21 protein-coding genes are annotated in these 23,128 nt (G+C 33.9%); 4 read left to right on the forward strand and 17 right to left on the reverse strand.

Going from position 1 to position 23,128, the window contains the following annotated elements; all coding sequences use genetic code 11:
- Window positions 1-59: 59 nt before the first annotated feature.
- The 16 genes from COE49_RS04595 to hflX form a co-directional block, all read right to left on the reverse strand.
- Window positions 60-1,619, reverse strand: a complete 1,560-nt coding sequence (locus tag COE49_RS04595) for a lipopolysaccharide biosynthesis protein (RefSeq protein ID WP_098945727.1) — start codon at window positions 1,617-1,619, stop codon at window positions 60-62.
- 17 nt (window positions 1,620-1,636) lie between these two features.
- On the reverse strand, window positions 1,637-2,905 hold the full coding sequence (locus tag COE49_RS04600) for a peptidase (RefSeq protein ID WP_098945728.1): 1,269 nt from the start codon (window positions 2,903-2,905) through the stop codon (window positions 1,637-1,639).
- Between the two features lie 42 nt (window positions 2,906-2,947).
- Window positions 2,948-3,916: a polysaccharide pyruvyl transferase family protein gene (locus COE49_RS04605; RefSeq protein WP_098945729.1), complete on the reverse strand. Its 969-nt coding sequence runs from the start codon at window positions 3,914-3,916 to the stop codon at window positions 2,948-2,950.
- Window positions 3,917-3,987: 71 nt separating this feature from the next.
- Entirely contained in the window at window positions 3,988-5,187 is a 1,200-nt protein-coding gene (locus tag COE49_RS04610) for a glycosyltransferase (protein ID WP_098945737.1), read from the reverse strand.
- 119 nt (window positions 5,188-5,306) lie between these two features.
- Window positions 5,307-6,464: a glycosyltransferase family 1 protein gene (locus COE49_RS04615; protein ID WP_098945730.1), complete on the reverse strand. Its 1,158-nt coding sequence runs from the start codon at window positions 6,462-6,464 to the stop codon at window positions 5,307-5,309.
- A gap of 47 nt (window positions 6,465-6,511) precedes the next feature.
- Window positions 6,512-7,576 carry an EpsG family protein gene (locus COE49_RS04620; protein WP_098945731.1) on the reverse strand — a complete coding sequence of 355 codons (1,065 nt, stop codon included), beginning with the start codon at window positions 7,574-7,576 and terminating at the stop codon, window positions 6,512-6,514.
- A 35-nt stretch (window positions 7,577-7,611) separates the two neighbouring features.
- On the reverse strand, window positions 7,612-8,505 hold the full coding sequence (locus COE49_RS04625; protein WP_098945732.1) for a glycosyltransferase family 2 protein: 894 nt from the start codon (window positions 8,503-8,505) through the stop codon (window positions 7,612-7,614).
- Between the two features lie 5 nt (window positions 8,506-8,510).
- Window positions 8,511-9,620: a glycosyltransferase family 1 protein gene (locus COE49_RS04630; RefSeq protein ID WP_098945733.1), complete on the reverse strand. Its 1,110-nt coding sequence runs from the start codon at window positions 9,618-9,620 to the stop codon at window positions 8,511-8,513.
- The gene (locus tag COE49_RS04635; RefSeq protein WP_098945734.1) at window positions 9,605-10,762 is read right to left on the reverse strand and encodes a glycosyltransferase family 4 protein; all 1,158 of its coding nucleotides are present in this window, start codon (window positions 10,760-10,762) and stop codon (window positions 9,605-9,607) included. The genes COE49_RS04630 and COE49_RS04635 overlap by 16 nt, the downstream gene beginning before the upstream one ends.
- Before the next feature lie 33 nt (window positions 10,763-10,795).
- Window positions 10,796-12,622 carry a polysaccharide biosynthesis protein gene (locus COE49_RS04640; protein WP_098945735.1) on the reverse strand — a complete coding sequence of 609 codons (1,827 nt, stop codon included), beginning with the start codon at window positions 12,620-12,622 and terminating at the stop codon, window positions 10,796-10,798.
- Window positions 12,623-12,912: 290 nt separating this feature from the next.
- Window positions 12,913-13,575, reverse strand: a complete 663-nt coding sequence (locus tag COE49_RS04645) for a CpsD/CapB family tyrosine-protein kinase (RefSeq protein ID WP_088230015.1) — start codon at window positions 13,573-13,575, stop codon at window positions 12,913-12,915.
- The gene (locus tag COE49_RS04650; protein ID WP_088230016.1) at window positions 13,524-14,264 is read right to left on the reverse strand and encodes a YveK family protein; all 741 of its coding nucleotides are present in this window, start codon (window positions 14,262-14,264) and stop codon (window positions 13,524-13,526) included. The genes COE49_RS04645 and COE49_RS04650 overlap by 52 nt, the downstream gene beginning before the upstream one ends.
- Window positions 14,265-14,862: 598 nt before the next feature.
- Window positions 14,863-16,197, reverse strand: a complete 1,335-nt coding sequence (gene glnA, locus COE49_RS04655) for a type I glutamate--ammonia ligase (protein WP_000135337.1) — start codon at window positions 16,195-16,197, stop codon at window positions 14,863-14,865.
- 48 nt (window positions 16,198-16,245) lie between these two features.
- Window positions 16,246-16,635, reverse strand: a complete 390-nt coding sequence (gene glnR, locus COE49_RS04660; protein ID WP_000656783.1) for a transcriptional repressor GlnR — start codon at window positions 16,633-16,635, stop codon at window positions 16,246-16,248.
- 176 nt (window positions 16,636-16,811) lie between these two features.
- Complete coding sequence (locus tag COE49_RS04665; RefSeq protein ID WP_098252555.1) at window positions 16,812-18,083, reverse strand: methionine gamma-lyase family protein; 1,272 nt, start codon at window positions 18,081-18,083, stop codon at window positions 16,812-16,814.
- Window positions 18,076-19,350 carry a GTPase HflX gene (hflX, locus tag COE49_RS04670; RefSeq protein ID WP_140417325.1) on the reverse strand — a complete coding sequence of 425 codons (1,275 nt, stop codon included), beginning with the start codon at window positions 19,348-19,350 and terminating at the stop codon, window positions 18,076-18,078. Before hflX ends, COE49_RS04665 begins: the two co-directional genes overlap by 8 nt.
- A 92-nt stretch (window positions 19,351-19,442) precedes the next feature.
- Between hflX and COE49_RS04675 the strand changes: the two genes are divergently transcribed.
- Both COE49_RS04675 and COE49_RS27905 read left to right on the forward strand, forming a co-directional pair.
- Window positions 19,443-20,066 carry a trimeric intracellular cation channel family protein gene (locus COE49_RS04675; protein ID WP_088230019.1) on the forward strand — a complete coding sequence of 208 codons (624 nt, stop codon included), beginning with the start codon at window positions 19,443-19,445 and terminating at the stop codon, window positions 20,064-20,066.
- A gap of 99 nt (window positions 20,067-20,165) precedes the next feature.
- On the forward strand, window positions 20,166-20,300 hold the full coding sequence (locus COE49_RS27905; protein ID WP_000181490.1) for a hypothetical protein: 135 nt from the start codon (window positions 20,166-20,168) through the stop codon (window positions 20,298-20,300).
- A 34-nt stretch (window positions 20,301-20,334) separates the two neighbouring features.
- On the opposite strand, the gene spoVK is transcribed toward COE49_RS27905, so the two are convergent.
- Window positions 20,335-21,291: a stage V sporulation protein K gene (gene spoVK, locus COE49_RS04680; protein ID WP_098252554.1), complete on the reverse strand. Its 957-nt coding sequence runs from the start codon at window positions 21,289-21,291 to the stop codon at window positions 20,335-20,337.
- Window positions 21,292-21,505: 214 nt separating this feature from the next.
- Here spoVK and COE49_RS04685 point away from each other — a divergent pair, with 214 nt between their 5' ends.
- A complete protein-coding gene (locus COE49_RS04685; RefSeq protein WP_098357367.1) occupies window positions 21,506-22,495 on the forward strand; it encodes a tyrosine-type recombinase/integrase in 990 nt (329 codons plus the stop codon).
- A gap of 88 nt (window positions 22,496-22,583) precedes the next feature.
- A partial coding sequence (locus tag COE49_RS04690; protein ID WP_141556608.1) for a collagen-like protein occupies window positions 22,584-23,128 on the forward strand: 545 nt, incomplete at its 3' end.

The following is a 23,128-nucleotide window of genomic DNA, read 5'->3' on the forward strand; positions in this document are numbered from 1 at the left end:
TTACTTAAATAGTATTTTAATCACTATATTATGCGACTTGGTGAAATTCAAAAACTTATTCATAGATAGGTCTTACTTGAATTTTTATGTGCTAATCTTCTAGCTATGATTTTATTTGTTAACGTTTCAAACAAATCGATAAAATACTTAAATTCTTCAGTCTTTTTAAACACCATTAAAAAGATTGTATTTGGAATAACTAAACATAAAACGCTACGTATTACCATGTTAATAACGATAGAATTATTAAAGATATTGCCTAGAATATCCGTTATTATAACAGCAACTAAAACCAACACTACATACAATCCATATTTAGCAAAATATAATTTCACTGATTTTTCGAAAACTAAATTAAATATAATATAAGGATCGTACCAGAAGTAAGTGCACAATCTACTGATAATGGTCCCCAAAAATACACCTGCAATCCCTATATATTTCGCGAGAATTATAGAAACTACAATGTTGATGACAGCCGCTATAATAGGCCTATATTTTCCTTTTTTAAATAAACCAGTGGTTTCTCTAAAAGTTGTGGCCGTATTTTGCATTCCAGCAGTAAAAAAATTCAGGATTATAGCAAATATTATGTATTTATTAAACACATAATCCTCACCTAACCATAGAGTTATAAATGGATTCATTAAATTCCAAAGACAAACAGTACAAAAACCATATATCCAAAAATTAGCAAAATTCAGCACACGAAAAATAAAATACTTTTTTTCCGCATCTTCTTTAGCATTTAAATTCCCGACACTGGCAGTAACAGAATAAAAAAAATACCCCAATAGGGTATTTAGTGTATTTAAAATCAATAAATAGTTCGAATATACACCAACCCAAATAATTCCAATAAATTTAGAGATAACAATATTATCAGTTCCGTTAATTACTACACCACTAATTTTATATAATAATAAAGCATACAAATTTTCAAAGAATAACTTTCTATCTTCTTTGGATAGTTTTTCATTATTTTTCCCTTGTAGATATGGATATAATTTATTTGCCGTATTTGCAATATATATATTTTCAATTATTCTCAATGCTAATTGAACTGTTAGCACCAAAATATAATTACTTATAACTACCAATAAAAAAATTTGTAACGAGTGAGATATGATTGTGAATATACTATGTATTTTGGAAATAACATGATTACGTTGATCAGCAATAATAATTGATTGCTTATACACAAAATAATATGATGAAACTGAACTTACTAAAAATAAGAGATAAATCATGTTAATATTTTCAATTGTATTATGGGCATTCGTTATATAAGGAAGAAATGGTAATAGTAATAACCCTATTAACAAAACTATTAATCCTATTAATCTGTATGCTTTTTGATATAGGTTCATTAATGCCTGTATTTTATAAATATCATTTTCAGCTAAAGGCTTATATAAACTATAAATTATAGCAGTATCAAAACCCAAATTAGCTAGTGAAAACATAATTAATATACTTGTAAAAAGTCCATCCACACCTAAATATTCTATGCCTAGTGTATAAATAAAAACCGTTCTAACCACAAAGCCCATACCAATACTGAGTAATTGTCCAGACAAACCAAATAATATATTTTTCAGGGAATTTTGTATTCTCATAATAATACCCTCTATTTTTAATTGTTTTGTTTAAGTATTGCATTTACTTTAATACTAATTTTCCTTTTTAAAATTGGAAAAAATTTCGTTATTCTGTATTTTAGTAATGCGTTTCTTCTCTGCGCTTTAAAATCATAATTCAAAAACCACTCTAGTAATTCTTTGTCTAATATATAAATGTAGTTCTGCTTCATCCGAATTTGAATTAGATTCCAATACATAACAATGAACGTATTTGTAAAAAACTTAACCTCATTATTTAAAGATTTTTTGACGTACTGAAAAAGATTATTCGGGATATTGAACCCATACTCCCGAGGATCTTTTCCTTCAGCAATAATTCCCATAATAGTCCTTAAACATTTTTCACATTTACAACAATTTTCTTCATTTTTAAAACATACTCTGATATTAACCGATTCCCTATTAATTGAATAATGGTCAACAACCACTTTAACTTTATCCTGCCTAGTAAGTTCGTATCCATCATGAAAAACTTCACCCGATGCATATTTTATTTCATTGTCGACTGTTGGATCAGATGCACAAGTAACTTGATATAAAGGAGAATTAGAACTTGCAATATATATGCATTTTATCTTAAGTTTGAAAGCTATAGGAATAGCTGCGGATATTATTGCTAGTCCATGATGCAATCCATGCCACCATGTATCACCTAATTTATCTCTAAAGTCATGGTCAACATTCCCCGCAATTATAAAAGTCCCATAATTAGATTGAATAAGAATATTTTCTAATCCATTCTCTTTTGCAAAACTTATAACATTTTCTTTATCTGCTTCCCAAACATTACTATTCTCTATATCATCTTCATGCCATCCATATTCCGTAATCAATAATGGCTTTTTATCCTTTATTCTTATAAAAGTAGTAAGTGCATCAAGCCCCCCACTAAATAGAGATGCTGCTTCAAGTTTAGGAATGTAAGAATTGTCAACAATTTTATCTACTACAATGGAACCCATAAATTTGACACTAGGAAACATATTTTGATATGCACTTTTTATATTATTTAAACAGACATAAAAGGATTTATCTAATTCTTTTATCACTATTGTTGAATCAGTAATCCATATAAGAGGGACTACATTCGCAACAAATGGAATAGCTAAAATGCTATTTGGAATATCCGATACATTATAGTTGTATTCAAGAAACATATGATTACTTGTTTTAAAATATTTTTGTAAATCCCCCTCGATACTAAAAAAGTAATCCACCCTGTTATTTTTTATTATAATTTCATCAAGAATTATGCTATTCATTTTTACCTCCTAATAAATCGCCTCATTTACCATATGTTCTGTTTAATTTGAGAATTGTCTTAACCATTGATTTACCACATCAAAATCCACCTTAACATCTGTGACTATTTCTGAATTAATCATTTTTTCAAGATTATTAAAATCAGTTCTATCGATTAAATTTAAATTATATGTCTCGCCCATTCCCTTGGCTCTTTCATCTATAGATATAATTATTGTACGTTTTTTATTTCGCATCGCAAATATACCGCCGTGTAAACGTGTTCCAATATAATCTACTTCTCTATGCAATATTTTTTCGTACTCTTCTATAGTAGGGGGTACAATTTTTATTTCTTGTACACCTTTTAATTCTTTCAAATATTCAAGATCTCCCGCATCTTGTATCCAAAAATAAACATTTTTATAATTTTTATTAAGTATATCTATCAATAATTGATCCTTTATACGGTTCTTAGAATGATGAGTAAGTGTAAAAACAACTGATTCTGATTTTTCAGTCGGAATTTCCTTACAAAACTCCGGTGTAAGGGACCACAATGTTGCACAACCTGTATTTAAAGCTTTAAACCCCATTTCTTCTAAAAATCTTTTCGTCCTTTCGTCCCTAACACTATGTATATATTCATGTGATAAAACTTTTTTATATAACAACTTTGTATACATATTTATCTTATTACCTTTCCCTGCACCAACACCAACTAGAATACTCCCTTTTAAAGGACCACAATTAAACATATTAATATTCCATTGAGGAAAATGGGTAAACATGTCCATCGCTAGCAAGTTTGAACCACCTACAAACTTATATTTAGCGCTACTATAAATCTGTACTCGATGTGATTTTCTTGCTACTTGATACCAATGAAAGGGTGAAACATGAGTGGGTAATGTTAAAACATATGCATTTTGAGTTATATCAGATAACTGGTACTTTACACACTTCATTATTATGTCATCGCCCTTGTTAAGAGAACCTACCGACGTATCTAATACTAAAACATTATCCATGAAAACACTTCCTCCAAATATCTTTTATACATATAATAAAAGATTTTTTAGTTTTATAACTTAGTCAATTATCACTCAATTAATCTATATATCTTTTCCACTTCTGTTTCATTCCCATAATTCCGTTGACTAACATTATTCACAATTTCAGCTCTGAATTCGACATCATCAACCAAGTTTTTTATCCCCTCTACAATCCCCTCTACACCCATTGGACAAATATATCCATCTACACCATTCTCTAATTGGCTTTTTGCAGTTGGAAAATTAGTTATAAGTACTGGTTTATTAAGGATTTGTGCCTCACGTACTGTCACAGCTTTCCCTTCATATCTGGATGGTTGTACATATATATCACACGCTTTTATGTACGGATACGGATTGGTCTTCTTGCCTAGTAGAAAGAATCTACCTTGAAGCTCTAGTTTATCTATCAATTTTTCAAGTTCAGTCTCTTGAGGTCCATATCCAACGATGTACCACTCAATATCGTATCCTTGATCCAATAATTTCCGACAGGCATATATAGCGTCATCGATTCCCTTAGCATGTGAAAGTCTACCTACAGTAACTAGTTTTATCCGTTCAAGGTCAACTGGTATTTCATGATTAACATCGTGATTAGATTGCTCACGTATAAACTCAGGAGATATTATATTTTCAATAACCTGTACTTTTTTATTTATATAAGGAATGCTACTAAGAAATGTATCTCTACAACTTTCAGAAACAGCCACGATATCATCTATTTCTTTCCACATTTTATATTCCATACCTTTATTAAGTTGTATGTTTGAATAATCTGTATGAATCCACCCAATTTTTCTTTTCGCCCGCACTTTATTACCTACGAAATAATGTGGCCACAAAAAACTAATCGCAACATCATACTCTTCTTCCAACCTCGGAAGAAATGGAAGAGACATTCTCCATCCATATTGAATGACAAAGTATCCTGGTTCTTCACTCTTCCGATACCCCCCATGCACAGTACCCATAACTTTACCTATCAACCTTGTTATCCCAATAGAGATATGCCCATCTTGTACTATTTGTTTAATTGATTTCCTAAAAGTAGTGTATTTTTTAAATTCTTGTAACAAATTCGGTTCTTTAGGTAATAAAGAAAAGAACTCTCCCTCATGTTTAAACAACATTAAATCTATATCATATTTACTGTAATCAATTGTATTTAGCAAACCAATTAAGCTTCGTTCTACTCCACCAATTGCTAAATCAAAAGATGCAATCAATATTTTTTTCTTTTTCATCATCAAATCCCTCACAAAATCTATCATAGGTTTCTTTTATGTCATATGGTGATTCATGGTATCTCCTACCAAAAAATCAACATATGACTCCAGTGTACAAATTGATAATAACCTAATTTTCACCTTATGGATTCCTTACACTCTATTCCATATAACGTTAACCACTCAAGAATGCTATTATTGATATCAAAACCTAATTTTGAAATGTTGTTAATTATAATTGCTTTTTCAGGTCTTTCTTTTAATAGAGCTTTATAAATTTCTGTGGACCATATTTCAATTTTTTCATCTAAGCCAACAAACGATACAATACCTAATCCCATATCAGTATTTTTAGGTATTGTATCCGCTACAACACAAGGTACACCTGCACATTGTGCTTCCAATGTTACAATTCCAAAACCCTCAAATAAAGAAGGAAATACAAAAACATCAATAATATTCATAATTATCGGAATGTCATTTCTCACTCCCAAAAATCTAATATTTTCATAAATACCTAGTTCTTTTGCTTTCAATTCAATAGAAGCTTTTAACGGACCATCCCCTGCTAAAATGGCGATAAAATTTGTATCCTTCTTTAAAATCTCCTTTAAAACTTGTAGTATAAAAATATGATTCTTTGATTCTGAAAAACGACCTATATGTCCAATTAATTTCGCAGCATCCGGTATACAAAGTTCTTTTCTTACACTAGAAATCTCCTCTATCTCCACATCAATAAATTGTTTTATATCTATTCCATTTTTAATCAATTCCACCTTATTATGGTGGAGCATCTTTTCACCAAATAAAAAACGCGCCGCTTCAGAACTGCACGCACAATAGTCTGTTCCAGCATATTTAATAATAGATCGCAGAATCTTTAGGGTAACTCTTGCTGCGACTCCAGATCCTTGTGGCCAATTGTTACTGTGAGAATGGCAAATTCTCTTTTTTATACCAGCCTTTTTTGCAGCCACAGCTACGAAACCACCTTGATAATCTGTATGCGCATGTACGGCTACATATCGATTATCAGACATTATCTTTGTAAGTTCTTTAATATACGCAAAAGGCCCTACTTGACCTAGACTTGGAATCCTATAGATTTTACCACCTAATAATGCAATTTCTTCATCATAATCGCACTTTTCAGTTCTGTGTGAAACAAAATCAAATTGAACTTGTGATTTGTCTATATTTCTATATATATTCATTAGTAGCGTTTCAGCACCGCCTCGATTCATAGCACTGACAATATGCAAAACTCTTATGGCCTTTTTAGCCTTAACCATTGAAACCTACCCCAATCCTATAATCAATTCCATATATTGAACCTTTATTATCCCCAAAAGTGACTCTTATAAATAATCCGCAAAGTAATGACCTGCTCATATACAAAGTAAACAAAGTAACATACTAAAATTGCATAATAGACAAACTTCTGATCCTTTTCAGTGAACAGCTTTACAACCCAAGAAATTAATATTAATTGGTATAATCCAAAATAAATAGCAAACCTTGCAAAAATCCAGTTTTGTGTTGAAATAAGCATAAAAACTGCACCTAGTAATGCCATATTTACAATATAATCACTCTTTGGAAACAATTCTTTCAGTCTTTCCCTACCAAAGAACGCAAGTATGAGTGGTGCAGCCTCAACAACAACTCTAAGTATATTGGCACCGCCTTCATGAAAATCTTTGTAATGACCATATTGAGTATCCCCTATCGCTGCAAAGAAAATCTCAGAAAATTGATTAAACCCTATAACGATAAGCACCGCTAAAAATAGAAGGATAAACGTTGTTGTTGACCAAGCTTTTCTGCGAATTAGAAAATATATTGGTATGAGAACAAGCGCACTCTGATGAAATGTTGATGCAAGCAGAACAATAGAAATGTATTTTTTCCAGTTACCATCAAGAATATATTTGGTCGCAGCAAAAACAATAGCTGCAGCTAAATATTGCCTAATTCCATTCATTGATGTTAAGTACATCCCAGACGTGATATAGACATATAAACTTAAGTCAATTAACCTTGAATACTTATATAGAACGAATACGATTAGCACATTTGTTATCAACGCGGTAATAAAAACCATGACTTGAGGATCATCGGTATACTTTTGTAAAATCATTTGTAAAATATTAAATCCCATGTCTTTATTATTTTGGATATATTCCCAATTAAACTCAGTAGATGTGTATGCATGCATATAAAAATAAGTATCACCAATATTAATTCTAAGCCCTGACACTAATACAAGAGATAGAGCTGCCATCAAAATTAAAAACTGATTTGGCCTTATCGATGTAAGACTATTAGTCACAGGTATAGCAAAATACCTTGCAAAAAATGCGAGTATGAATACTATAGCAAGATTCATCCAAAGTATAGTCATTATTATTTCCTCTCATTTACTTACTAAATACATCTCTAAATGTTTACTTTCATTTTTGTTTTCATTGCAATGTAGCTATAAAGGATAGCTCCGAATGGTAGTGCGCACATTGTTAGTCCTTTACATGGCGATTCTTGTATAAATCTTATATTTTTCGCTATGATACTACTAGATACATAATGTATAGCTTGCCTATACTTAAATAGTCGATTAGTAAATGGCAATTTCATAAGTTCCTTGCGATAAAATGCAAACCCTTTTGGATTTTTACGATATTGATTTAGCATGTTCATTGATGATCCATCAGCCATGTATTCCACATAACAAAGTGCCTCATTCATCAATAACATCTTATACTGTTGATCTAACATATAGTATTTATATGCTAATCCTACATATTTTTCATTTTTAAAAATGGGGTATGGATATTTCCTGGTCAATTCCGTGCGATAGACCAATTTTTTATCACCTGTGACACCATATTTGCTATAAAGATCAAAAAGTGTGGAGTATTTAAGGTTCTCCGGTAACTTTGAGCCAATTATTTGCCCATTTGTATACAAGTCCAGTCCAATTATTCCACTAACTTCATCATTTCCATTGCGACTCCAAAAAGAAAGGATTTTTTCTACAGCATCATCTGGCATATAGTCATCAGAATCAATACAAACATTTAGCTCCGTTTCAATCATTTCATATGCAGTATTATGAGCACCATGCATCCCTTGATTTTGTTGCCAATGATACATAATTTTGATATATTTTTCAGCTATCCAACTATCCACCAACTCTTTTGTGTTATCACTAGATCCGTCATCTATTATTAACCATATAAAACTCTTACATGTTTGACGTTTTAAACTCTCATAACAATTTGTAAGACAATACGCTCTATTATAAGTAGGGGTGAAAATCGTTAACTTCTCCAAATTACTCACCTCGAAAGTACAGCATAATAGTCTTGAGTTAATTCTGCCGTATGTTTTATATCGTAGCCTTTTTCTAAAAGTACTTGAGCTGGTACTTTTCTCGAAAAATTACTAATTTCTATATTTTTCATTTTTTCTATCCAAGCCTTCTTATCTGTTAGAGGAACATGTTCAACGAGGTTCATTCCCATGTCCACTTCTTTCGTAATTGCATCTGATATAATACAAGGTAAACCAACTCCTTGCGCCTCTATGAGAGTAAGTGGTAATCCCTCATGTATGGATGGAAAAACAAATGCATCAAATGCTTGAAGTATCCTCTCTATATCGGCTCGTACCCCAAGAAATCTTATATGCTTCTCCATATTTAATTCCCTTACTTGATTTTCAATTTCCATACGAAGTGGCCCTTCGCCAGCTAATAAAAGAATTGAATTTGGCCTAAATTGAGTTAACTGCGCGAATAATTCTATAAGGTAAGTATGATTTTTTTGATGGGCAAATCTTCCAACATGGCCAATAACAAGAGCGTCTTGCTCAAGTTGTAATTCTTCTCTTACTTGTTTTCTCATTTCTGGACAGAACAAAAATCTATCACAATCAATTCCATTTTTTAAGATTTTAGCTACATCAGCTTTACCTGAAAATAACCACCTGGCAGCAGCGTTTGAACATGCTAGCAAGTGTGTTGCACATGTATCTATAGATTTCCCTGCATACCATTTATAAATTTTTGCACCAGTACCACCTTCACTACTAGTATTATGACTATGCGCAATCCTAACTGGAACCCTTGCTTTTTTAGCTGAACGAAGTACAAATCCACTCATTTTATCCATATGTGAATGAACGATTTTATATTGTGGATGAGAGTTAAAGAAAGTATCTAGTGCCTTTATATAGCCTCGATGACCAACATCTGTAACGTATGGAATTCGATGAACTTTGCCGCCTAATGTTTCTACCTCTTCATCAAATACTCCCTCTTTACAAGTTAAAAAATCAAATTGTACTTTTGAGCGGTCTATATTACGATACAAATTCATAATTAAAGTTTCGGCTCCGCCTCTATTCATATTTACGACTACATGTAATACCCTTAATGGAGTGCCCAATTTAAATCCTCCATTTCATCCATATATGTTGTATAAATTTCTTGTTTCTCTTTCAATACTTCATTAACTGAATATTCATTTGTAATAAGAGTACGTCCACACTGTCCAAATTGCGCTTGTAATTTAATATTTTTAAAAATAGACTCTATTCTTTCAGACATCGTTTTTATGTCATCGCGATCTATAATCCAACCATTTTTATTATTAATAATTAACTCCCTATGCCCCCGGTTATCAGTAGCTACAACCGGAAGTCCGCAAGCCATAGCTTCCATAATATTAACTGGCAAGCCTTCCCGGTGACTGGATGCAACTGCAAGGTCACACATTTGTAGTAAAGAGGCTATATCATTTCTATAGCCAAGAAAGTGCACCATATTACTCATCCCAAGTTGAGTAGCTAGTTTTTTGCATTCTTCCATTAACGGTCCTTCACCAGCAAGTAAAAGCTTCGCATGCGGAATTTCATTTTTCAATTGTGCTACTACACGAATTAAAAAACTTTGGTTTTTATTCTTATTAAATTCAGCAGCATAAAACATTAAAAAATCTTGTGGGTTATAGCCGAATTGTAGCTTTAATTCTCGTTTCTTAGGTTCAGTTACAGGAGTAAATCGTTCTATATCTACCCCTACACCGTGAACGAGTTTAATATCTTTCGCTTGAAAACGATGTTTAACTGCTAAATTGTAATCTTCTTGGTTAATTGTTATGAGACAATCTGTATTGATTGCTAAACTTCTTTCAATTGGATAATATAGAAGCCAATTTATAAATGATGCTCCTTTACAAAAGTGAAATCCATGCGCCGTATATATGACCTTCGTCCCTTCCCTCCGTGCTTTCCGGGCAGCTAGACGAGCAATTGCACCTCCCATAGGCGTATGACAATGAATGATATTATATTTATTTTGATGAATAATTGATTTTAGTTTTTTATATGCATGAAGATTTTGTATGCTAAGAGGTGATCTTTGAATAGGAATATTATATTTTTGAGTAACGTACGGAAGATGTATATTCCCATTCGCTGCAACATGTACTTCCCAGCCTTGGTCTGCAAACCATTTCAAATACGGTAAATGAAAAGCCTTAAAATGATAATCCACAGTTGCACAAAACAGAACTTTTTTAGACACCATCCCACGCACCCGTCTTATAATAATTTTTTGTCATTAACCTGATACCGGTATTAATAGTTTTAAAGTTTTACGCTGGTTCACTAAATTTAACAATCTCTTCCTTAACTCAAATTCATTTAATTCTGTATATTCTGAAATTAATTCTTCTATTTCTTCTATACGAACATTCATTTCTTGCCCTACATAAATTCTTGGGTGAACTTGCTTCTCATTCATTTCATCTTCTTTTAGTAATTCTTCAAAAAGTTTCTCTCCTGGGCGTATACCAGTAAACTCTATTCCTATTTCCTCCACAGAGTTTCCTGATAATCGGATGAGGTTTTTAGCAAGGTCAACTATTTTTACTGGTTCTCCCATATCCAGTACAAAAATTTCTCCACCTTTGGCTAATGCACCAGCTTGTACTACAAGTCTAGATGCCTCCGGAATTGTCATAAAATAACGGACCATATCTGGATGCGTAACTGTAACTGGTCCACCCTTTTGAATTTGCTTCTTAAATAACGGAATAACACTCCCTCTACTTCCTAACACATTTCCAAATCTTACAGTAACAAACTTTGTATGACTCGTTTTATCTTTATGCTGTATTACCATCTCAGCTAGTTTCTTTGTCGCCCCCATAACACTCGTCGGGTTCACTGCTTTATCAGACGAAATCATAACAAACGTTCCTACTCCATTTGTTCTCGCAGCCTCTGCTATATTCATAGTCCCAATTACATTATTTTTAACAGCCTCTTCAGGATTGTTTTCCATTAATGGTACATGTTTATGTGCAGCTGCATGATATACAACATCTGGAAGATGTTTATTCATTATTAAAAGCATCTTCTTTTTATCTTGAATATCTGCGATTTCTGGAATAAATACGCCTTTCCTATCATTATATTTTTCATTTAATTCCATTTCTATTGAATAAATACTGTTTTCTCCGTGTCCTAATAAAATCAATTTTTTCGGCTTAAATTTCGCAACTTGTCTACAAATTTCTGAACCAATTGATCCACCTGCACCAGTAACTAAAATGACTTTATCAGTTATATAATCTGAAATGATATCCACATCTAGCTCTACAGGATCCCTTCCTAATAAATCTTCTACTTGAACATCTCTAAATTCATTCACTGAAACTTTACCTGTTACTAAGTCTTCTAACATTGGCAGAATTTGAGTTTTCACATTTGTTTTTAAACAATCTTTTAAAATAACATTTCTCTCTCTCTTATTTAACGACGGAATTGCCAAAATTATCATTTCAATATTCAGTTTTTTTATAACATAATCAATTTGATTCATACCACCAATTACTGGAATCCCCCATATATCAAGATTATGTTTTTTGACATTATCATCGATAAACGCAACTGGCATTAATTCTGTGGTACTATTCTTCAACAACTGTCTTGCAACCATTGTTCCTGCTGATCCAGCACCAACAATTAACGTTCTTTTCTTATCACCCTTTTTTACATAATAAATATCTCTGTACATTCTCCAAATAAAGCGAGAACCACCAATTAATAACATATGAATCATCCAAGTTACAACCAACAATCGAAAATACATTTTTTGCATAATTAGTTGTTGCACAACTGCGGTGGTAAGTATAGAAAATGTAACGACCTTGCATATAATTAACAATTCTCCTACACTCGCGTATTCCAAAGCTTTTTTATACAGTTTATAAATAAAAGCGAACAGATGATGACTAACTAGTAAAGTGATAGAGCTAACAACTGATGACAAGGTGATAACACTGAAGCTAGCATTTACAAAAAAATAACTAAAAAAAATTGCACTTAATACAATCAGTGAATCCATTAAAAGCAATAACGATATCCTCCGACGATACGTCATATAACTTCCTCCTTTAATCAATTCCTTACTTAACCCTTTCAAATTTAAAGTTTCTAACTATATTCTCTTTATTAAAAGCACATAGTTAGAAACTTTAATAAAACATGGGCATCTAACCCTCCCTCACATTACACTTTTGATGACTGGCATCTAAGGTTGTTTTCACACCCCACAGCATAACCGAGTGCCTCCATTGATAACGGTTAGGAGACATCACCACATCATAATTCTATTAACATTTCTTTATAACGAACGTTTTTATGTACGAAATTTAAATTTATAAATAGCCTTTATACTTTCCCATTCAAAATCGCACCCAATATTTTACTTTTCGTGAAACTTAGTGCTCTTTTCGTTTCAAGTGCATCTTCGTTCACAGTGCGATTATATCGAATCACCAAAAGTACTCCTTCACACTTATCAGCTAATACGCTCGTATCTGTTACTTCTAATACAGGTGAAGAATCAAATAATACGATATCATACCGTCCCATTGCCTTTTGAATTAACATATCCATTGAATTTGAACTAAGTACTTCTGACGGGTTGAATGGTACTGGGCCGCTAGTTAATACATCCAGACTTTCCATCCCTGTTTTTTTCACCGCACCTTCCAAATTTGTTGTTCCGTTCAATATATCCGTTAATCCAATTGTATTTTCTACTCCAAACATTTCATGAATCGTTGGTGTTCGTAAATTCGCATCTATTACCAATACTTTTTCACCTTTTTGCGCTATTGAGACTGCTAAATTTACTGTAATCGTTGATTTTCCTTCACCGTACCTCGGAGAAGTAATAACTATCGTTCTGCTTTTGTGAATAGACGAAGATAATTGAATGTTTGTTCGAAGCGAACGATACTGCTCCGAAATTTTCGATCTTGGGGCAGTATACGAAATTATACTTTCTCCTTTAACTTCATTTGTTTTTCGTCTATTTTTGTATGCCACTCTGTTCCCTCCCCCAATAACACTTTATTTTTTTCACTAAATTTATCTTTCGTATTTTTCTTATTCATTTTAGAAATCCCACCCAAAACAGGGATATCTAACAATTGTTCAATTCTTCGTTCGGATTTGATTCGATCATCAAGTGAATCCAATAAAAAAATAAAACCGATACTGAGCACCATACCTAACGTGAATGCAATTAATATCGTCTTAAAGTGATCTATATTTATAGGCATCGAATATTTTTGAACTGGATCCTCTGGTAATATACTCACATTATTAAAATTCAATATATTCGCTACTTCTCGCTTATAAACGGCAGCTGTAGTATTTGCAATTTTATGCGCAAGCACCGGATCCGTATCCACTACATTTATCTTCATAATCTGGGAGCCTTGTACACTTTCTGCACTTATTTGCCCACTTAACGCACCTGCAGATCTATTAATATTCAATTCAGCAGCTACTTTTTCTAATATTACAGGCTCATTTACCATCGCTTTCAATGTATTCATCGTTTCAGCGTTAGCTTGAACAATAACCCTTGCTGAGGAGGCATACAAAGGTGTTTTCATATACATACTATACATGGCTCCTCCTACCGTTGTGAGAGTCGTAAACAATAGTAGTATCCATACTCTTTTCCATATTACATTAAATAAATTTTTCAAATTTATTTCCTTATTCATTACTTCTCCTCCTCATTTAATACCAATGAGATTTCAGTTTAAAATTCCACAAAAAACCAAATCGCTATTTTGACTTTTTCAAATATACAAACATTTCTAATTAATGCCATTTTAGTTCTTTATATAGAACGAGTCAATATAAATTATTTTTGTTTAACACCTTCTTAATTTCACCTCAAAAATTACGACAATATTCTTCATAATTCATTGTAGATAAATGACGAAAACACCCTGATATCGTAATATCAGGGCGTTTTTCTTTGTGTTGAGACGTATTTCAGCAAGGTATTTTCACCCCATTGAAATAGGTCGTATATATTAAATAAATTGCTTGATCAAATGATATTCATTTCTCGTAAGTATTGGCAAATCCGTTTGTAAATTTATTAGCACCTTTATATTATTCCTATAAAAATGCCCGATAAATAAAAATCTCAACACGTTATATTTTCAAATTTGAAAAGTACATAAACAATGTTTTAGAGTGAAACTTTTTGTATTTTTTGTGGTTGTTTTGTGGCTGTTTTCCTATATAACGTTGTAACAAAAAAGAAATAAAAAAACCCTTGATACCATTTGTATCAAGGGTTTAAGCCTCTTAGTATAGAGACATATATTGATCGCGTTCCCATTGGTGAACTTGCGTGCGGAAGATATCCCACTCAATCTCTTTCGCTTCGATGAAGTGCTCAAGTAAGTGATCTCCTAATGCATTACTAATTACTTCGTTAGATTGTAATGTAACTAAAGCTTGCGCTAATGTTGCTGGTAAGTCAACGATACCTGCTTCTTCGCGTTCTTCTTTTGTCATTACATAAATGTTGCGGTCTACTGCAGCTGGTGGAGTTAATTTATTTTTAATTCCGTCAAGACCTGCCGCTAATAATGTAGCCATTACTAAATATGGGTTTGCAGCCGGGTCAACACTACGTACTTCTACGCGTGTACTAATACCACGAGATGCAGGGATACGTACTAATGGGCTACGGTTTTGTGCAGACCATGCTACGTAACAAGGAGCTTCATATCCAGGTACTAAACGCTTGTAAGAGTTTACAGTTGGGTTCGCTACCGCTGTAAATGCTGGTGCGTGTTTTAAAATACCTGCGATGAAGTGACGAGCATCATCACTTAATTGTAAGTCACCGTTTTGATCGAAGAATACGTTCTCACCATTTTTGAATAGTGATAAGTTACAGTGCATACCTGAACCGTTCACACCGTATAATGGTTTCGGCATAAATGTTGCGTGTAAACCGTGTTTACGAGCAATTGTTTTTACAACAAGTTTGAATGTTTGAATGTCATCACATGAGCGAATTGCATTTGCATATTTGAAATCAATTTCGTGTTGTCCTGGAGCAACCTCATGGTGAGACGCTTCAATTTCAAAGCCCATTTCTTCAAGCTCAAGAACGATATCACGACGACAGTTTTCCCCTAGATCCATCGGCGCAAGGTCGAAGTATCCACCGTTATCGTTTAATTCTAATGTTGGATTTCCTTTTTCATCTACTTTGAATAGGAAGAATTCTGGCTCTGGTCCAAGATTGAAATCTGAGAATCCTAATGCTTCCATTTCTTTTAATACACGCTTTAAGTTGTTACGTGGATCACCATCAAATGGAGTGCCATCTGCATTGTAAATATCACAGATTAATCGAGCTACTTTACCTTTTTCAGCTGTCCAAGGGAAAATTACCCAAGTATCTAAATCCGGATATAAGTACATATCAGATTCTTCAATACGTACGAAACCTTCAATAGAAGATCCATCAAACATCATTTTGTTATCAAGAGCTTTTGTTAATTGGCTCACTGGAATTTCTACGTTTTTAATTACTCCTAAAAGGTCTGTAAATTGTAAGCGGATATACTTTACATTCTCTTCTTTCGCCAAACGGAAAATATCTTCTCTTGTGTACCTAGCCATTATAAATTCCTCCTTAGTCCCTCTAAACACCTTCAGAATCAGTTATCTTTAGTGAAAAAACCTTGAAATGTCACCTTGTCGCAATGAAGTTCGATTAAACCTACCTGTATGCTGTAGTTCATCTCGAAGTATTTTGCGAAGCTCAGTTTTTGAAATTTCTTTCGTTTCTTCTTTTACTTTCACTGCTTCTGTTTGATTTTCTTTCATTAGTAACACTTGTTTAATACCAGCCATATTCAAGCCTTGATCTAATAAATCTTTAATCTCTAACAACTTATCTACATCGTTAAATGAAAATAACCTACGATTCCCCTTTGTACGGGTTGGAGAAACAAGATTATGCTCTTCATAGTAGCGAATTTGACGTGCAGACAATTGTGTTAAATCCATAACAATACCAATAGGAAACAGCGGGGCAGAACGTCTATCTTCTTTCATCGTTTCAGTTCCTCCTTCGCCTTAACTGCTTCTCATTTTATACCATGTTATGTTTAGTGTCAATAGATGTTAGCTTTTCTTACATGATTTTTTTATAAGTTTTTTCATTCTTTTTTCTAATGGTACAAATCAATACTTTCATACGAAAAAAAGCCGTCAAAATCGACAGCTTCCCTTTAAGAAATTGTTAACAAATTCTTTTCAATTAATTCATCAATTGCAGAACAAATCGCAATTTTAACATGCGAATACGTTAATCCACCTTGCACATATGCAACATAAGGTGCTCGGATTGGGCCATCCGCAGACAATTCAATACTTGCACCTTGAATAAACGTTCCCGCAGCCATAATCACATCATCTTCATAACCCGGCATATAGTTTGCATACGGCGTGAAATGAGAATTAATCGGAGATGCATATTGAATCGCTTGACAGAACGCAATCATACGATCTTTATCATCAAATTGAACAGACTGAATTAAATCCGTTCTTGGCGCATTCCACGCGGGCGATGTATTCATCCCTAGCTTTTCTAAAAATGCAGCTGTAAAAATCGCACCTTTCAGCGCTTGCCCCGCAACATGCGGTGCTAAGAAGAAACCTTGATACATTTCTTGCAGACTGTATAAAGATGCCCCTGCTTCCGCACCAATTCCCGGAGATGTTAAGCGATACGCACACGCTTCAACATACTGTTCTTTCCCGACAATGTAACCACCAGTTTTAACTATCCCACCGCCTGGATTTTTAATAAGAGAACCTGCCATTAAGTCCGCACCAACATGACACGGCTCTTGTTCTTCAATAAACTCACCATAACAGTTGTCTACAAATACGACAACATCAGGTTTAATTTCTTTAACGAACGCAATCATCTCTCTAATTTGTGAAACAGTAAACGACGGACGAGTAGCATATCCTTTTGAACGCTGAATACCGATCATCTTCGTGTTACTATGGATCGCAGCTGCAACAGCTCCAAAATCAACAAGCCCCTCTTCAGTTAGTGGAACTGCATTATAACCAATATTATATTCTTTGAATGAACCTACACCTTTTCCGCGTACACCAACAATTTCTTCTAACGTATCATACGGTTTCCCCGTAATGTACAACAATTCATCACCAGGGCGTAAAATACCAAATAAAGCCGTAGAAATAGCATGCGTACCCGAAATAATTTGAGGACGCACAAGACCAGCTTCAGCTCCAAATACATCAGCATACACTTTTTCTAACGTATCACGACCAATATCATCATACCCATAACCTGTCGTTGGAATAAAATGCGAATCACTAATTTTATGTTTACGAAAACTTTCTAATACACGAAATTGATTACTTTCAACTACCTCATCCGCACGTTTATGTACTTCTGTAATTTGACTTTCTACTTCTTTTACGATTGGAGCAATTTTTTCTCCATTTTTCAAACGATCAAACATTTTTATTTTCTCCTTCTTCCACTAAAAATCTCTTTAATTGCCCATTAAATGACGAATGAGCAAATATATATCCTGTACAATCATATACAAACTTATCTTCCAAAAACTCCATCTTCGTTAATAAGGTTTCCGTTTTTAATAGCGTTAACAACTTACCTTCACTCGGAGGAATTTCCACTCGATAACGGCCCATTTCTTCTTTCATTTTCTTTTCTATCGCTTCTTTTATATGTAATAAATCATTTTCTTCAAAAGCACTAGTCATTAAAAAGTCATTTTTCGGAAATGGAATAAAGTTTTGATGTAATTCATCTTTTTTATTATATAACGTAATAATAGGGATATGATTAATTTCCAGTTCCATCAATAATTTCTTTACTGTTTTCTCATGTCCTACATAGTTAGAGTCCGCAGCATCAACAACATGTAAAATGACATCCGCTTCACCAGCTTCTTCTAACGTCGAACGAAAAGCAGCAATTAACGATGTCGGTAAATCTTGTATAAAACCAACCGTATCAGTCAAAAGTACGGTATAACCCGAAGGTAACGGCATCTTTCTTGTTGTCGGATCTAACGTCGCAAATAATAAGTTTTCTTCAAACGTATCAGCTTCCGTTAATCTATTAAACAATGTAGATTTCCCTGCATTTGTATACCCAATTAATGAAACTTGAAATACTTTATTATCTTTCCTTCTCTCACGATATCTTTTCCGATGTTCCACAACAACAGCTAGTTGTTTCTTTATTTCATCAATTCGTGATCGAATATGCCGACGATCCGTTTCAAGCTTCGTCTCTCCTGGCCCTCTTGTACCAATACCCCCACCAAGACGTGATAATGAGAGACCTTGTCCCATAAGACGCGGCATTGTATATTGCAACTGAGCCAACTCTACTTGAAGTTTACCCTCTCTCGATTTCGCTCGTTGCGCAAAAATATCTAGTATAAGCTGCGTTCGATCAATTACTCTTGCCTCTAGTACTGAGGATACATTCCGAATTTGACTCGGCGTTAACTCGTTATTAAATATTATTACATCTGGTTCTAATTCTTGAGTTAGCATCGTCAGTTCTTCTAACTTACCTTTTCCTATATAAGTCGCCGGATGAAATTTCGGGCGTTTTTGTGTTGTTGACACTAATACTTCTGCTCGAGCAGTCTTTGCTAACGATGCAAGTTCTTTCATGGAATGCATAAATTTTTCATCGTCATCTTGCGGCAATTGACACCCTACCAATATGACTTTTTCTTTTTCTTCCATCAAATATGTTCACTCATCCTTTTCGAAATTTAAACCTTCTAATATAATAGCAGAGGAAGCACATTTCATCTAGTTAGCGGGGGAGAAAATTCATGGCATGGGAGATTTTTAGCATCATAGGCACAATCGCTTTCGCACTAAGCGGAGCCATTGTTGCAATGGAAGAAGATTATGATATTTTCGGGGTGTACATTTTAGGAATGGCAACCGCATTTGGGGGAGGTGCCCTTCGTAATTTACTAATCGGTTATCCGATTGTCGCGTTTTGGCAACAAGACATGTTATTCCAAATCGCACTATTATCAATGACTATTATTTTTCTTTTTCCAAATAAATTAATTAGACATTGGAAGAAGTGGGAAAACATCACGGACGCTATCGGCTTATCAGCATTCGCCGTACAAGGAGCATTATATGCCCAAAAATTAAATTTACCAATTAGTGCTACAATCGTAGCAGCTGTTTTAACCGGTATTGGCGGTGGCATCATCCGCGATCTTTTAGCCCGCAGAAAACCACTCGTCCTTCGAGCTGAAGTATATGCATTCTGGACGATTCTAGCAGGTTTCTTAATCGGCGCTCAAATTATCGTTAGCGACTGGGCTCTATACACCTTATTCATTTTAATTGTTTGCTTCCGCATGATTTCTATTCATTACAAATGGCATTTACCGCATAGACGTATCGACACAAACGAACGTTCCATGCACAAATAGCAATCGAACCTCTTTACATAGCGTAAAGAGGTTTTTCTTTTCTAACGATTTTTTCTTTACATAATGTTTATACTAATCCTCAAAGCGAGGTGAATACAAATGACAAACCATGTTAATAAAGGTGCTCAAAAAAGTTCAGTAGACCAAATTGGGCACGATCCTAATTCCGCTCACGAAAAAAGCGCCAAAATGGAACGTTTCCATAAATCTTATCGCGGAAAAACAAAAAAATAACAAACAGGATTGTATACAAAAATAGACGCACAGTTTATGTACTGTGCGTCTCCTCTTCCAACATTAAATCCATACTTGATATCCCAATTAAATCATGCTTATCATACGAATCTTCTTGTAACAAACGCATCGCTTGTGTACGAATCGATTTTTCAACAATATTCCGTACATATCGCCCATTACTAAACGATGTAATTTGCGATGAATACTTTACAGCGTGCAAATGATCTCTAAATTTCCATTCAGCTTCTTTCGACAATTGGTATTCACGCTCTTCATACATCCTTTTCCCAATTTCCAATAACTGATTTACTGAGTAATCCGCAAACTCAATAATAAATGGAAAACGAGATTGTAATCCCGGGTTTAATGATAGAAAATGATTCATCTCTCTTGAATATCCTGCCAAAATCAATACAAAACCATGTTGTTTATCTTCCATATGCTTTACAAGTGTATCAATGGCTTCCTTTCCAAAATCCTTCTCTCCCCCTCGCGCCAAAGAATACGCCTCATCTATAAACAAAATCCCCCCCATTGCTTTCTTTATTAAATCTCTTGTTTTTTGAGCTGTATGTCCGATGTACTCACCCACTAAATCCGCACGCTCCGCTTCGACTAAGTGCCCTTTTGATAAAATATTCATCTCAAACAATAACTTCCCTATCATTCTAGCGACAGTTGTCTTTCCCGTACCTGGATTTCCTTTAAACAACATATGAAGCACTTGCTTCTCTGACTTTAATCCCATCTCTTGTCTTTTTTTATTCACATAAATCCAAGCATATATTTCTTTTATTATTTTTTTTATATCATCCATCCCAACAAGCTTTCCCATCTCTTCTTCAATTCTCTGTAACATTTCATGTTTAGTAGTAGTTTCATTTGAAATTACCGTTTTCTTTTCCGATGCCGGTAAAGAAATTTTTTTCCGATGATTTAACACAATATTAATTTGATTATTATTTTTTTTACGCATCGATTGTTCCATTCAATCACCTCATTTTATCCCGTATTAACAGGAAGTACGACTCCCACCTCAAAATTCAGCAAATACGAGGAAGTTCAGCGGGCGATGAACGAAATCCCACTGATTAAAATTTCACTTTATCCACTCACCAAATATTATTATTCTTGCCCTCTTGCAAATGCCTATTTTCAGAAAAGTTTGCTATAATATAAGAAATAATTAAGGTGGTGGGACTATGGAGACAACGGAATTCCATGATACAATACAAGCCTTTTCTATTTTTTTATTGAATAAAGGCCGAAAACCTTCAACTATTAAGCGTTATGTTTATGACATTGAAGATTTCGGACATTGGTTAGAAAAAAACAAAAAGCTCCCTTCCAGTAATATATGGGCTACACTTTGTACAAAAGACTATGAAGATTACTTTTCCGAATTAAAAAAGAATCGACATTACTCTGAGAAAACAATGCATCGTGTATTTATTGTACTAAATAGAATGCATCACTTTCTAAACATTCCTAATCCATTAAAGAATATGGAAATTTCTATTCAACCAGATCGTACACTACGTAACGAAGATTTCATTTCATCTGATGAAGAAAAAAAATTAAAACACATAGTTACTTCATTGGAAGGACTTTCAGAAAAACAGCGCCCCGTGCGCCCTTTATTAATGGATCGTAATATCGCTATTTTAAACCTATTAATCGACTATGGTTTATCCTTACAGGAACTTACAGCGTTAACTATGCATCACGTTCACTTTGAAACTAACACACTAACTATTCCAGCAAACGCAGGGGTAGAAAGAACAATTCCCCTGACGAAAGAAGACAAAAAACAACTATATACTTATTACAAAAGCATCCCTGAACCAGTTCGCCCTAAGTACCATAGCGATGATCCATTGTTTGTCGCATTCGATTTTAACCGCGGAACATACAGGTGGGTATATGAAAATGATGCACCAAAAGGGTTAACAGAAATCGCAATTCAAAAGATGATTCGACTTGAAGTTGCTAGAGCGGATTTGCGAAAAGGCATCTCCGGACAACATTTCCGAAACACCTTTATTTTACGTCTAATAAATAAACAAACTCCAGAATCGGAAATCATCAAATTAGCTGGCTTCAAATCAAAAATCTCACTAAAACGATATTATCAATTCGCGGAAAATAGAAAAAACGCCTTANNTAAGGCGTTTTTTCTATTTTTTCTTTAAACAAATCATTTTACTATGACCATTTATCTATTCTCTGCATCTACTATGATGAGTTTCGTTCACATTCTCATTAGAAAGGAGAGATTTAATGTCTCATTGTAACGACAATCAAAATAAATACTCCAAACCATGTTTCCCAACTAGTGCCGGACGACTTCCAACTACCCCAACAATCCCAATAACTAAGATTCAAATTAGAACTTTCCGTGCAATTATTAACGATTTAATAAAAATAATACCTAGGCTTTTCGCTAATCCATCCCCCAAAAACATAGAGGATCTATTAGATACATTGCAACTACTAAGCAAATTCATCTGTTCACTAGACGCTACTTCCACACTGAAAGCACAAGGATTGGCCGTTATTAAAAATTTAATAACCATATTAAAAAATCCAAACTTCGTAGCAAGTGCTGTATTTATTGAACTTCAAATTTTAATTAATTATTTACTTTACATTACAAAGTTATTCCGAATTGATCCTTGCACACTCCAAAAACTCCTTAAATTAATTGCAGAGTTACAAACTACTCTAGTTAATTCCGCTTCGTTCGGCAAAGGACCTACTGGACCTACTGGACCTCAAGGTAACACGGGCGCTACTGGGGCTACTGGACCTAGAGGTAACACGGG

This window comes from Bacillus sp. AFS029637 (assembly GCF_002584985.1).
GTDB lineage: Bacteria > Bacillota > Bacilli > Bacillales > Bacillaceae_G > Bacillus_A.